Origin of the sequence: Streptomyces sp. enrichment culture, from assembly GCF_964273145.1 — a bacterium.
Lineage (GTDB): Bacteria > Actinomycetota > Actinomycetes > Streptomycetales > Streptomycetaceae > Streptomyces.
Window position 1 is genome coordinate 3,397,235 of record NZ_OZ186873.1, and the last position, 12,550, is coordinate 3,409,784.

11 protein-coding genes are annotated in these 12,550 nt (G+C 73.6%); 7 read left to right on the forward strand and 4 right to left on the reverse strand.

What is annotated here, in order from left to right; all coding sequences use genetic code 11:
• Nucleotides 1-30: 30 nt before the first annotated feature.
• Nucleotides 31-1,065 (forward strand): LuxR C-terminal-related transcriptional regulator, encoded by a 1,035-nt coding sequence (locus ACSU6Z_RS15310; RefSeq protein WP_437046116.1) that lies wholly within the window; start codon nt 31-33, stop codon nt 1,063-1,065.
• A 96-nt stretch (nt 1,066-1,161) separates the two neighbouring features.
• Here ACSU6Z_RS15310 and ACSU6Z_RS15315 read toward each other — a convergent pair whose 3' ends face one another.
• Nucleotides 1,162-2,202: a helix-turn-helix transcriptional regulator gene (locus ACSU6Z_RS15315; RefSeq protein ID WP_437046118.1), complete on the reverse strand. Its 1,041-nt coding sequence runs from the start codon at nt 2,200-2,202 to the stop codon at nt 1,162-1,164.
• Nucleotides 2,203-2,346: 144 nt separating this feature from the next.
• Between ACSU6Z_RS15315 and ACSU6Z_RS15320 the strand changes: the two genes are divergently transcribed.
• The gene (locus ACSU6Z_RS15320; RefSeq protein WP_437023124.1) at nt 2,347-2,526 is read left to right on the forward strand and encodes a hypothetical protein; all 180 of its coding nucleotides are present in this window, start codon (nt 2,347-2,349) and stop codon (nt 2,524-2,526) included.
• 1 nt (nt 2,527) lies between these two features.
• The gene (locus ACSU6Z_RS15325; RefSeq protein WP_437046120.1) at nt 2,528-2,863 is read left to right on the forward strand and encodes a hypothetical protein; all 336 of its coding nucleotides are present in this window, start codon (nt 2,528-2,530) and stop codon (nt 2,861-2,863) included.
• Nucleotides 2,864-3,008: 145 nt separating this feature from the next.
• On the opposite strand, the gene ACSU6Z_RS15330 is transcribed toward ACSU6Z_RS15325, so the two are convergent.
• On the reverse strand, nt 3,009-3,425 hold the full coding sequence (locus ACSU6Z_RS15330) for a pyridoxamine 5'-phosphate oxidase family protein (protein ID WP_437046122.1): 417 nt from the start codon (nt 3,423-3,425) through the stop codon (nt 3,009-3,011).
• A gap of 139 nt (nt 3,426-3,564) precedes the next feature.
• On the opposite strand from ACSU6Z_RS15330, the gene clpB reads away from it, so the two are divergent.
• Both clpB and ACSU6Z_RS15340 read left to right on the forward strand, forming a co-directional pair.
• The gene (gene clpB / locus ACSU6Z_RS15335; RefSeq protein ID WP_437046123.1) at nt 3,565-6,162 is read left to right on the forward strand and encodes an ATP-dependent chaperone ClpB; all 2,598 of its coding nucleotides are present in this window, start codon (nt 3,565-3,567) and stop codon (nt 6,160-6,162) included.
• A gap of 149 nt (nt 6,163-6,311) precedes the next feature.
• Nucleotides 6,312-6,848, forward strand: coding sequence for a YbjN domain-containing protein (locus ACSU6Z_RS15340; RefSeq protein WP_437046125.1), 537 nt, complete (start codon nt 6,312-6,314; stop codon nt 6,846-6,848).
• Between the two features lie 17 nt (nt 6,849-6,865).
• Here ACSU6Z_RS15340 and ACSU6Z_RS15345 read toward each other — a convergent pair whose 3' ends face one another.
• Together ACSU6Z_RS15345 and ACSU6Z_RS15350 are read right to left on the reverse strand one after the other, a co-directional pair.
• Nucleotides 6,866-8,059: a hypothetical protein gene (locus ACSU6Z_RS15345; protein ID WP_437046126.1), complete on the reverse strand. Its 1,194-nt coding sequence runs from the start codon at nt 8,057-8,059 to the stop codon at nt 6,866-6,868.
• Between the two features lie 91 nt (nt 8,060-8,150).
• Entirely contained in the window at nt 8,151-9,341 is a 1,191-nt protein-coding gene (locus ACSU6Z_RS15350) for a pyridoxal phosphate-dependent aminotransferase (RefSeq protein WP_437046128.1), read from the reverse strand.
• 867 nt (nt 9,342-10,208) lie between these two features.
• On the opposite strand from ACSU6Z_RS15350, the gene ACSU6Z_RS15355 reads away from it, so the two are divergent.
• Together ACSU6Z_RS15355 and ACSU6Z_RS15360 are read left to right on the forward strand one after the other, a co-directional pair.
• The gene (locus ACSU6Z_RS15355) at nt 10,209-10,745 is read left to right on the forward strand and encodes a DUF2617 family protein (protein ID WP_437046130.1); all 537 of its coding nucleotides are present in this window, start codon (nt 10,209-10,211) and stop codon (nt 10,743-10,745) included.
• 113 nt (nt 10,746-10,858) lie between these two features.
• Nucleotides 10,859-12,496 carry a polyamine aminopropyltransferase gene (locus tag ACSU6Z_RS15360; RefSeq protein ID WP_437046132.1) on the forward strand — a complete coding sequence of 546 codons (1,638 nt, stop codon included), beginning with the start codon at nt 10,859-10,861 and terminating at the stop codon, nt 12,494-12,496.
• Nucleotides 12,497-12,550: the final 54 nt, after the last annotated feature.

The window sequence follows — 12,550 nt, forward strand, 5'->3', positions numbered from 1 at the left end:
AAACAGGCTGGAACCGGGGGTGGGCGGGCGATGGCCGGGCACGGGACGGACGAGCATCCACACGGTGCTGACCGGCTGTGCGAGGCCGGGGACCGCGTCTACTCCCGGGCCGTGCGGCGGGGCCGCGTGCCGCGCCGGGACGCGGAGCCGGTGCCCTGCCTGCTGGACCTCGCCCTGCTGCACCCCGACCCCGACGACATGGACTGGCTCGTGCCGACCTCCCCGCAGGAGGTCATGACCCGCCTGCTGCGCGAGGTGCACGACGAGGTCAGCGCCGGCCAGCGCCGGGTGGGCTCGGCGGTGGCGGCCGTCGAGCGGTACGCGAGCCTCGGCCGCCGGGCGCATCCGGTCCCGGCCGCCGCGGAGGGCGCCGCGATCCGCGTCCTGGACGGCCTGGCCCGGATCCGGAGCGCGATGGACGAGGCGAGCCAGGCGTGCACGACGGAGGTGCTCACCGTGCAGCCCGGCGGCATCCGGCGCGAGGACGAACTGGCGGAGGGGCTGGACCGGGCACTGTCGCTGCGCGGGCGCGGGGTGCGGATGCGGAACCTGTACACGCACGTGGCGCGGCACGGCCAGGGTCTGCTCACCTACCTGGAGCTGATGGGCGACGTGGTGGAGGCGCGCACCCTGGACGAGGTCACCGACCGCCTCATCCTCTTCGACCGCACGGTGGCCTTCGTCCCCGCCAACGCCGACCGCACGATGGCGCTGGAACTGCGCCATCCGGCTCTCGTCGCCTACCTGGCGACCGTCTTCGAGCGCCTGTGGCGCCTTGCGGTCCCGCTGAGCGCCCCGCTCCCCGATACCGGCATCGAGGGCATCTCCCACCGGGAGCGGTCGATCGCGGCGCTGCTGGCGGAGGGGCACCAGGACGCCGTCATCGCCGAGCGGCTCGGCATCAGCGTCCGCACCTGCCGGGCGCACATCGCCCGCCTGTCGGAGACGCTGGGGGCGGCCAGCCGCACCCAGCTGGGCGTCCGGATCGCCCAGGCCGGCCTGGACAGCCCGCCGCACTCGGTGGCCTCGCCCGGTCTCCCCGGCCGGGAATCCCGGACCGCGTGACGAGGTGGACGGGCCGGGCGCGGCCGCGGCGGGGCGAGGGCCGCGAGGCCGGGGGCGCGGGTGCGCGGCGGGCGGTGCCCGGGTGCGCCGCCGGTGTCACCCGACGGGCCTTTCCCGTGCGGGTTCCCCGTCCGCCGCGCCGGTGGGCGCGACCCGGTGGCTCTGCTCCAGGATTCCGGACTGGGCTATGAGGTAGCCGAGTTGGGCCCGGCTGCCGCTGCCGAGGGCCTGGGCCAGTTTGGCTATGTGGGCACGGCAGGTGCGTACGTTCATGCCCAGCCGGCGGGCTATGGCCTCGTCGACGTGGCCCTCCACGAGGAGCTTCGCGATGGAGTGCTGGATGTCGGTGATGCCGTCGCGGGCGGTTTCGTACGGCGTGCCGGCGCTGAGGGGGACGGCCCTGGACCACATGAACTCGAAGACCTTGACCAGGTAGCGGACGAGGCCCGGATGCCGGATCTCCAGGGCGACCTGCCGGTCCTCCCGGATGGGGATGAACGCGACCGTCTCGTCGCAGACGACGAGCCGCTCCACCAGTTCGTCGATGGTCCGGTACTCGACCTTGCCGCTGGCGAACCGGTCCACGTAGGCCAGGCGATCGGGCTTGTACCTGGCCGTGTGCTGGTAGAGGGTGCGGATCCGCACCCCGCGCTCGATGAGGGTCCTGTCCCGCTCCAGGCCCTCGATGACCCGGTGCTCGGGGTGGCGGGCGCTCGGCTGGACGGTGAGCATCTCGTTCTGGCACTGGTCGGTGGCCAGGTCGAGGGCCGTGTTGATCCGGTCGAGTCCTTCCAGCACAGTGATCGAGTGGGTCGGCGCGGTGCCCTGGGCACTCAGGGACAGGAACGGCTCGAAGGCCTCGGCCAGTTCGATCGAGGTGCGCCTGCGTTCGGAGATCTCGCGTTCGAGCGGGCTGAGCCGCTGCGCCAGGGCCACCGAGGGAGGCACGGGCCGCAGCCAGTCGGCGTCGTCGGGATCGGGGTGCAGGAGGGCGAACTCCATCAGGCAGGGGGCGGGTCCCAGCTCGGTGCGGGCGATGCGCCCCGCCCGCAGGGCGTTCGAATAGAGACGCCTGCCGGCCTCGCACAGTTCGGTGATGGGATGGGGGTGTGACTCTTTAGTCGGATTTGTTGTCAAATCTCCACCCCCCAGGGTCCTGAACGTGCAGGAACATGATGCACCGATTGTGTGGCGATGACGTGCCTGAATGAGCCATCGTCTTATCCGACGGGGGAACGAGGGGACCTTCAAGTGAGGACGAAGCCGACTATGTCTAAGAGAATGCTTCGCTCGGTGTTTGTCGCCGCCTTCTCCGCCGTTGTGGCCTTCGGGGCCCTGGGCGGCCTCGCCGCCGAGAAGAGCGACGTCCGGGCGGACAGCGTGTGGTCAGCGCCCGTGGTCTACGCCGGTCCCGCCGGCGAGGACGTGCAGCCCGGTACGGACGACAGCATCTGGTCGTGAGATGACGACTCCACCTGACGACCGCTCCTTCCGGCGCGAGATGGCCACCGCCTACCGCTCCGGCTGGCACTTCATCGACCTCGTCACCGCCATCCCCCACAGCGGTGACTCGCTGATGGTGACCGTCTTCGGCGAGCCGGTCGTCGTCACGCGGGACGAGGACGGAGACGTGCGGGCGTACCGGTGCCTGCGGCGGCCCCGGGGGGCGCCGCGGCCCGTGCGGTGCGCCGTACGGTACGGAATGATCTTTGTGAACCTGGACCAGCGGGACCACCGGCTCGTGCAGCCGGAGGCTCCCGACGTGAGGACCATCTCGGCCACCCCCCGCAGTGCCTGACGCGATTCCCCCGTCGCAGAAGATCGCTCAGGTGCTTCCCCCCGCAGCGGCGTCACCGTGACCTGAACACGGTGACGCCGCTGGCGTTTCACGGGGTTTCCCCCCGACGGTCGGCGGTCGCGGAGCCGACTTGAATTCGCCGGTGTCAGCCCCGCCCCATCGCCCGGTCCAGCGTGATCTCGATCACCACGCGGGACGGGTTCGGCGACGGCACCCGCCCGTACCGCTCGGCGTAGCGCCGCTCGGCCTCCGCGATCCGCTCCGGCTCCGTACGGACGAGGGCCCGGCCCTCCAGCGTCGCCCACCGCCGCCCGTCGACCTGGCACACGGCGGCCCGCGCCCCCTCCGGCCCCGCCGCCGCGACGTTGCCCACCTTCGCGCTCGACTTGTCCGCGATCACCCGGGCCAGCCGGGCCGCGGGGTCGTAGGTGACGCCGACGGGCACGACGTGCGGGGTGCCGTCCGGGCGCGGCGTGGTCAGCGTGCACAGGTGCCGCTCCCGCCAGAAGCGCAGGTACGGCTCGTCCGGGGCGCCCGGGTCGATCGAGTAGCTGGTGGCCATGGACCGGAACATAGCCGCTCCGCTCCCGCTCCGCCCTCCCGCATCAGCCTTGAGTGGATTAGACTCAAGTTTGTGTACGTTGATTGAGTCAGCACTGGGAGACGTGGCCGCCGGCCGACGCTAGGAGGAGAACGCGAACGTGGACGCCGAGCTGACCAACCGGAGCCGGGACGCGATCAACGCGGCCAGCAACCGGGCCGTGACCGAGGGGCACGCCGATTTCACCCCCGCCCACCTGCTCCTGGCTCTGCTCCAAGGGCAGGACAACGAGAACATCACCGACCTGCTCGCCGCGGTCGAGGCCGACCTGGCGGCCGTGCGCTCCGGCGCGGAGCGCATCCTCGCCGGGCTGCCCAGCGTGACCGGGTCCACGGTGGCGCCGCCGCAGCCCAACCGGGAGGTGCTCGCGGTCGTCGCCGACGCGCAGACCCGCGCCAGGGAGCTCGGTGACGAGTACCTGTCCACCGAGCACCTGCTCATCGGCATCGCCGCCAAGGGCGGCGCGGCCGGGGAGGTGCTGGAGCGGCAGGGCGCCGACGCGAAGAAGCTGACGGAGGCCTTCCGCAAGGCCAGGGGAGGACGGCGCGTGACCACCCCCGATCCCGAGGGGCAGTACAAGGCCCTGGAGAAGTTCGGCACCGACCTCACCGCCGCCGCCCGCGAGGGCAGGCTGGACCCGGTCATCGGCCGGGACCAGGAGATCCGGCGGGTGGTGCAGGTGCTGTCCCGCCGCACCAAGAACAACCCCGTCCTCATCGGCGAGCCGGGCGTCGGCAAGACCGCCGTCGTCGAGGGCCTGGCCCAGCGGATCGTGAAGGGCGACGTGCCCGAGTCGCTGCGGGACAAGCGGCTGGTCTCGCTCGACCTGGGCGCGATGGTCGCGGGCGCGAAGTACCGGGGCGAGTTCGAGGAGCGGCTGAAGACGGTCCTGGCGGAGATCAGGGACTCCGACGGGCAGATCGTCACCTTCATCGACGAGCTGCACACCGTCGTGGGCGCGGGCGCCGGCGGCGACTCCGCCATGGACGCCGGCAACATGCTCAAGCCGATGCTGGCACGCGGCGAGCTGCGCATGGTGGGCGCCACCACGCTCGACGAGTACCGGGAGCGGATCGAGAAGGACCCGGCGCTGGAGCGGCGCTTCCAGCAGGTGCTGGTCGCCGAGCCGTCCGTCGAGGACTCCATCGCGATCCTGCGCGGGCTCAAGGGCCGCTACGAGGCCCACCACAAGGTGCAGATCGCCGACAGCGCGCTGGTGGCGGCGGCCACCCTGTCCGACCGGTACATCACCTCCCGCTTCCTGCCGGACAAGGCGATCGACCTGGTCGACGAGGCGGCCTCGCGCCTGCGCATGGAGATCGACTCCTCCCCCGTCGAGATCGACGAGCTCCAGCGCTCCGTCGACCGGCTGAAGATGGAGGAGCTGGCGCTGAGCCGGGAGACCGACGAGGCCTCGCGCGAGCGCCTGGAGAAGCTGCGCCGCGACCTCGCCGACCGGGAGGAGGAGCTGCGCGGCCTGAACGCCCGCTGGGAGAAGGAGAAGCAGTCCCTCAACCGGGTCGGCGAGCTGAAGGAGAAGCTGGACGACCTGCGCGGGCAGGCCGAACGCGCCCAGCGCGACGGCGACTTCGACACCGCCTCCAAGCTGCTGTACGGCGAGATCCCGGCCCTGGAGAAGGAGCTGGAGGCCGCCTCGCAGGCCGAGGAGGAGGTCGCCGAGGACACCATGGTCAAGGAGGAGGTCGGCCCCGACGACATCGCGGACGTCGTCGCCTCCTGGACCGGCATCCCCGCCGGGCGGCTGCTGGAGGGCGAGACGCAGAAGCTGCTGCGGATGGAGGACGAACTCGGCCGGCGGCTCATCGGCCAGACCGAGGCCGTGCGGGCGGTGTCCGACGCCGTGCGCCGCTCCCGCGCCGGCATCGCCGACCCCGACCGGCCCACCGGGTCCTTCCTCTTCCTCGGCCCGACCGGTGTCGGCAAGACCGAGCTGGCCAAGGCCCTCGCCGACTTCCTCTTCGACGACGAGCGGGCGATGGTCCGCATCGACATGTCGGAGTACGGCGAGAAGCACAGCGTGGCCCGCCTGGTCGGCGCCCCGCCCGGCTACGTCGGCTACGAGGAGGGCGGCCAGCTCACCGAGGCCGTGCGCCGCCGCCCGTACAGCGTGGTCCTGCTGGACGAGGTGGAGAAGGCCCACCCGGAGGTCTTCGACATCCTGCTCCAGGTGCTGGACGACGGACGGCTCACCGACGGCCAGGGCCGCACGGTCGACTTCCGCAACACGATCCTGGTGCTGACCTCCAACCTGGGCAGCCAGTTCCTGGTCGACCCGCTCACCAGCGAGGTGGAGAAGAAGGAGCAGGTGCTGGAGGTGGTCCGCGCCTCCTTCAAGCCGGAGTTCCTCAACCGCCTCGACGACCTGGTGGTCTTCACCGCCCTGACCAAGCCCGAGCTGGAGCGCATCGCCCGCCTCCAGATCGAGCGCCTGGCCAAGCGGCTCGCCGAGCGGCGCCTCGACCTCGACGTCACGCCCGGGGCCCTGGCCTGGCTGGCGGAGGAGGGCCTGGACCCGGCGTACGGCGCCCGCCCGCTGCGCCGCCTGGTGCAGACCGCCATCGGCGACCGCCTCGCCCGGGAGATCCTCTCCGGCGGGATCAAGGACGGCGACACCGTCCGCGTCGACCGCGCCGGGGACGGGCTGATCGTGGGCCCGGCCACCGGGAAGACGCTGTAGATCCGGGGTACCCGTCACCCCGAAGGGTGGCGGGCCCCCGCCGACCGGCCGGATCCGGCCGGTCGGCGGGCGGCGGGTCCGGCCGGGGCTTGCCACCCCCCTCCCCGGATGAGGGAGGATGGCGAGATCCGTACGAAGGGAAAATCACGGTGAGCATCGACCCGTCCTCGATTCCGAACTTCGGGGGTCAGCCCGAGCCGCAGCCCCAAGGACCGGCGGGCCCCGTCGTCCCGGACCAGGACCTCGTGAAGCAGCTCCTGGAGCAGATGGAGCTCAAGTACGTCGTCGACGAGGAGGGTGACCTCGCGGCGCCGTGGGAGCAGTTCCGCACGTACTTCATGTTCCGCGGCGAGGGCGACCAGCAGGTCTTCTCGGTGCGGACGTTCTACGACCGGCCCCACAAGATCGAGGAGAAGCCGCAGCTGCTGGAGTCGATCGACGACTGGAACCGGCGCACCCTGTGGCCCAAGGTGTACACCCACACCCACGACGACGGCACGGTCCGCCTGATCGGCGAGGCCCAGACGCTGATCGGCATGGGCGTGAGCCTGGAGCACTTCGTCTCCTCCACGGTCAGCTGGGTGCGCGCGGCCATCGAGTTCGACCGCTGGCTGGTGGAGCAGCTCGGCCTGGAGCAGGAGGTCGACGGCGCGGAGAAGCCCGAGGACGGCGAGAGCGGCGAGTAGCGCGCCGGTCCCCGGCCCTACAGCGGCGTGTCGGTGAGTACCAGCAGGTACGCGCCGTACGCGTAGGAGAGCCCGGCCAGGGCGCCCACCACCGCGGTGGCGTGCCAGGGCCGGGCTCTCGCCGTGCGCACCAGTGCCCGCGCCGGCGGCAGCAGCAGCGGGAACGCCGGCAGCAGGAAGCGCGGCTTGGAGGCGAAGAAGCCCGCCCCGCCGAGCGCGATCAGCAGCAGCACCCCGCTGTGGACGAGCAGCGGCAGCGGGGCCCGGTCCAGCAGCAGCAGGACGTACAGCAGGACGGCGGCGGCGACGACCAGCAGCGACATGGCGACGTCGAGCCGGTCGCCGTGCAGCACCAGGTGCCGTACGGAGCCCACCGCGTCCCGGCCGAAGTCGAACCGCGAACCCCAGCCGCGCTGCACCGCGAAGTAGCCGCCGAGCGGATCGCCCGTGCGGTGCCCGACCCACAGCAGGTACGCCGTCCAGCCCAGCGGGGCGAGCGCGGCGCCCGCCCACGGCCCGCGGGCGGCGCGGCCGGAGCCGTGCCGCAGGTGCCACAGCTCCACGGCCGCCGCCGCGACGACGGCCGCCGCGACCGCGATGCCGTTGGGCCGCGCGAGCCCGGCCAGGCAGGCCAGGGCGCCCGCCCACACCCAGCGGCCGGTCAGCACCGCGTGCAGCGACCAGGCGGCGCAGGCGGTGAGCACCGGCTCGGTGTACGCCATCGACAGCACCACCGAGTGCGGCAGCAGCCCCCACACCACGACCAGGGCGGTGCCGACGGCCCGCCCGTGCAGCCGGGAGCCCAGGGCGTACAGGCCGCAGGCGGCGACGGCCGCCGCCAGCCACGACACCAGCAGGCCGGCCGTCATGCCGCCGACGGGCAGGACGGTGCTCACGGCGCGCACCAGCGCCGGGTAGAGCGGGAAGAACGCCAGGTCGCTCTGGACGACGTCGGACCCGAAGCGCAGGGTGCGGCCGTAGCCGTGGGCGGCGATGTCCAGGTACCAGCGGGAGTCCCAGGTCCGTCCGAGCAGGGTGAGCGGCTCCTTCCCGGCGGCCAGGGAGGCCGCGGCCAGCACCAGGGCGCCGCCCAGCCGCGCGGCGGCGAACAACGCGAGCGCGGTGCACGCGGGGGACGGCCGGGACCGGACCCGCCCGTCGGCGCCGGGCTCGCCGGCGGCGGGGCGCGCGAGGGTGCTGGCGTGGCTCACACCCGCACGATGCCGCCGGCGGCCGGGCGCCGCGACCAGGAGGGGCCCGGTAGCGTGACCCGGCGGTGCCCGGCCGGCGGCCGGACGGGGCTCAGGACGCCGCCGCCGTCAGCCGCCGCACGGCCTCCTCCAGCACCCCGGTCCGCTTGCAGAACGCGAACCGCACGAAGGGGGCGCCCTCCTCCCGGTGGTCGTAGAAGACCGCGTTCGGGACGGCGACCACGCCGGCGCGTTCGGGCAGGGCGCGGCAGAAGGCGAAGCCGTCGTCGAAGCCGAGGGGGCGGATGTCGGCGGTGACGAAGTAGGTGCCGGCGGGGCGGTACACCGCGAAGCCCGCCTCCGCCAGGCCCGCCGCGAGGAGGTCCCGCTTGGCCCGCAGGTCGTCCCGGAAGCCGGTGAAGTAGGAGTCCGGCAGCGCGAGCGCCTCGGCGACCGCGTACTGGAAGGGGCCCGACGACACGTACGTCAGGTACTGCTTGGCCGAGCGGACCGCCGTGACCAGGGCGGGCGCGGCGGTGATCCAGCCGACCTTCCAGCCGGTGAACGAGAACGTCTTGCCGGCCGAGCCGATCGTCACCGTCCGCTCGCGCATCCCGGGGAAGGACGCCAGCGGCACGTGCTCGGCGCCGTCGAAGACCAGGTGCTCGTACACCTCGTCCGTCACCACCAGCAGGTCCCGCTCCACGGCCAGCTCGGCGATGGCCGCGAGTTCCGCGCGGGTCAGGACGGTGCCGGTGGGGTTGTGCGGGGTGTTGACCAGCAGCAGGCGGGTGCGGTCGGTGACGGCGTCGCGCAGTTCGTCCAGGTCGAGGTGGAAGGCGCCCTCGCGCGGGCGCAGGGTGACCGGCACGCGGGTGCCGCCGGCCATCGCGACGCAGGCCGCGTAGGAGTCGTAGTACGGCTCCAGCGCGACCACCTCGTCGCCGGGCTCCACCAGCGCCAGCAGGGCCGCGGCGATCGCCTCCGTGGCGCCCGCGGTGACCAGGACCTCGGTGTCGGGGTCGTACTCCAGCCCGTACCAGTGCCGCTGGTGGGCGCTGACCGCCGCGCGCAGCTCGGGGACGCCCGGGCCGGGCGGGTACTGGTTGCCGCGCCCGTCGCGCAGCGCCCGCACCGCCGCCTGCCCGACCTCCTCGGGGCCGTCCGTGTCGGGGAAGCCCTGGCCCAGGTTGATCGCGCCGGTCCGCGCGGCCAGCGCGGACATCTCGGCGAAGATCGTCGTCCCGAACTCGGCGAGGCGGCGGTTGAGGAGGGGGCGTGCGCTGGAGGTCATGCCGGTCATCCTGCGCCGAAGCTCTGGAGTTCCTCAACTCCGCTTTGGGGCGCTCCGGGCGGGGGCATCTCCCGGTCACGCCACGAGCGTGGCACTCAACGGGGGCCGTTTCGGGGGAACTTCCGGAGACGCCCGGGGGAATCGGAAGGAGGGTGACGCCATGGTCATCGGCATCATCCTGGCGATGGTCGTCCTCGCGATGATCGTGTTGGCCGCGGCCGCCCGCGGCGGCAGCCGGAGCACGGCGCGCCGCCGGCCGGGCGATGACACCAGCTGGTGGGTCGGCGCGGGCGGCTGGGAATCGTCCGGCTCGTCGAGGTCGTCGAGGTCGTCCAGGTCGCCCGAAAGCGGTGGGACGGGGAGCCACTCCTGCAGCGGGAGCGGCGCGTCCTGCGGAGGCGGCGGCTCGTCCTGCGGGGGCGGTTCGTCCTGCGGAGGCGGGGGCGGCGGGGGCGGCGGCGGATGCGGTGGAGGCGGCTGACACGGGGCAGCCGAGCTCCGCGGGGGAACCGCATCCCCACCACGGGACCGCGTCGGGTGCGAACCCCGCGGTCCCGTGTCTCCGCGCCCGAACGCCCGCCGGGTACCCCTACCGGCGGGCGTTCGGGCGCGCGGCGCACACGGAGCGCGCAGGCGTACGCCCGGGTTGAACAATTGCGCTTCAAGCCCCTCTGAGGGATGAAAGTACTACGAAGTTGGGTAAAAACGCTGTGGCAGTGCCCCGGTTCGTGATTCCCTCTCAGTCACCTCGCAGCCCCTCGGACACCCTGCGGACCCTCTTGGCCGGCCGACGGGCTGACGGGTCCGCATCCCCGGCGCGAACGGGGGTCGCAGGACCCACACCGTCCTCTCCTTGTGCGCTTGCGGAGCCGATCCATGCTCACGACCCTGAACACCGCCTACACCGACACGCGTGCGGCCGACCTCGCCTGGGCCCTGGGGCGTGAGCCGCTCCCCGCCCTGGCCGTGCTCGACCTCGAACTGGGGAACGCCAAAATGCAGTTGAGGCTTCTCGGCGCCTCCCACCAGGTCCTCCTGGAGGAGGAGCGGGGCAGCTGTTCGGAGACGGTGGCGTGCATCCCGGGCAGCAGCACGCCCCTGCCGCTGGGCGTCGCCAAGCGGGTGGGCGACTGGGAGTACGAGTTCGCGGCCCGCGTGGAGAAGCTCCCGCCGGGGCCGTTCGCGGGCCGCGCCCAGGAGTTGCTGGCCCTGGTCGCCGACCACCCGCACGGCCTGGCCGGTGTCTTCCCCGGCAACCCGCACGCCTTCACCGCGCTGCTGGCCCAGCGCCGCGAGGGGCAGGTGTGCTGGCGGACCTGGCACGCCTATCCGCAGGACGGCCAGCTGGTGACGACCCGGACGCGGGTGGGCGTGCGGGTGCGCACGGAGCCGCTCAGCCCGTCCGGGGTGTGAGTCGCGCCCCCTTTCGCACCGGTCCGGGTTTCAAACCCGCTTCGCCCTTTCGAACACCGATTTCACGCGTCCGGGTGACGAAGCGTGCCGGGTCAGTGACGTAACGTCACAGCGTGATCGAACCGCACGCGCCCGCCCCGCCCGGCCCCCCACCGCACCGGGAGGGCTCCGGCGGCACGGCGGAGCCCTCCGTGCCGCTGCCGGTCCGGGAAGGCACCGGACGGCTCCTGGTCCTCGCGGGCGTCTTCGTCTGCGCGGCCTGCGGCCTGGTGTACGAACTCGAACTCCTCGCCATCTCGGGGTACTTGGCCGGTGACTCGGTCACCCAGACGTCCGTCGTCCTGTCCGTCATGGTCTTCGCGATGGGCGTCGGCTCGCTCGCGGCCAAGCGGCTGCGCCGGTACGCGGCGGCGGGCTTCGGCGCCGTCGAGACCCTGCTCGCCCTCGTCGGCGGAAGCAGCGCCATGGTCCTGTACGCCGCCTTCGCCTGGACCGGCGACCGGGGCGGCATGGAGGCCGACGGCCCCCGCTGCCTCCTGATCGCCTTCTCGCTCGTCATCGGCCTGCTGATCGGCGCCGAGGTGCCGCTGCTGATGGAGCTGATCCAGCGCGTCCGCCACCAGGACGCGGGCGGCGCGGTGGCCGACCTGTGCGCGGCGGACTACGTCGGCGCCCTGGCCGGGGGCCTGGCCTTCCCCTTCCTGCTGCTGCCGTTCTTCGGCCAGCTCACCGGCGCGCTGCTCACCGGTGCCGTCAACACCGTCGTCGGCACCGCCCTGGTCCTCGGACTGTTCCGGCGGGACCTCTCGCGCCGCGCTCGCCGGCTGCTGCCCGCCGCGGGCGCCGCCGTGCTGGCCGTGCTCGCCCTGACCGCCGTCCTCGCCGACGACTTCGAACGGGCCGCCCGGCGCGCGGTGTACGGCGCCGGCGTCCGCGTGGCCCTGCGGACCGGTGTGCAGGAGGTGGTCCTCACCGGCTCCGTCGACGGCCGCGCGCCGGAGCTGTTCCTCGACGGCCGGCTGCGGGCCGGCGGCCGGGACGACCGCCGCCACCGCGAGGCACTGGTCCACCCGGCGATGACCGGCCCGCATGCGCGCGTGCTGATCCTCGGGGGCGGCGACGGCCTCGCCGCCCGCGAGGTGCTGCGGTACCCGGACGTCCGCCGGGTCGACGTCGTCGAACGCGATCCCGAGGTCGCCCGGCTGGCGCGGCGGGACCCCGCCCTGTCGGCGCTGAACGGGCGCGCCCACGAGGACCCGAGGCTGCGCCTGGTCACGGGGGACGTCTTCGAATGGCTGCGCCGCGCGGAGCCGGCCGCCTACGACGTGGTGATCTCGGACCTGCCCGACCCGGGCACCACGGCCGCCACCAGGCTGTACTCCCAGGAGTTCTACGGCCTGGCCCGGCGCGCCCTGGCCCCCGGCGGGCGGCTCGTGGTGCACGCCGGGTCCGCCGCCTCCCGCCCCCGGGCGTTCTGGACGGTCGAGGCGACGCTGCGCGCCGCCGGCCTGCGCACCGCGCCCTACCGCACGGCCGGCCGCGGCACCGGGGACGCGGCCGGCCCCTCCCGCACCCCCCGCGACCGGGGGTACGTCCTGGCCGCCCGCACGCCTCCCGCCCTGCGCCTGGACCCCCGCGCCCCACGCCCGCACACCCTCACCCAGGAGTCCCTGACCGCGGGCGCCCGGGCCGCGTCCCGCACCCGCCTGCGGGGCCTGCCCCCGTCGACGCTGGTGCACCCGAGGTACTGAACGCCCGCCCGGACCGCGTCCCCGCGGGAAGGGAGGGGCCGCCTCCCGCAGCCG

Excerpts from the sequence above, each read along its gene's own strand:
- ACSU6Z_RS15320 (WP_437023124.1), top strand. The coding sequence starts at position 2,347 with ATGCTTCGCTCGGTGTTTGTCGCCGCCTTCTCCGCCGTTGTGGCCTTC.
- ACSU6Z_RS15355 (WP_437046130.1), top strand. The coding sequence starts at position 10,209 with ATGCTCACGACCCTGAACACCGCCTACACCGACACGCGTGCGGCCGAC.
- ACSU6Z_RS15330 (WP_437046122.1), bottom strand. The coding sequence starts at position 3,425 with ATGGCCACCAGCTACTCGATCGACCCGGGCGCCCCGGACGAGCCGTAC.
- ACSU6Z_RS15325 (WP_437046120.1), top strand. The coding sequence starts at position 2,528 with ATGACGACTCCACCTGACGACCGCTCCTTCCGGCGCGAGATGGCCACC.
- ACSU6Z_RS15310 (WP_437046116.1), top strand. The coding sequence starts at position 31 with ATGGCCGGGCACGGGACGGACGAGCATCCACACGGTGCTGACCGGCTG.
- ACSU6Z_RS15350 (WP_437046128.1), bottom strand. The coding sequence starts at position 9,341 with ATGACCGGCATGACCTCCAGCGCACGCCCCCTCCTCAACCGCCGCCTC.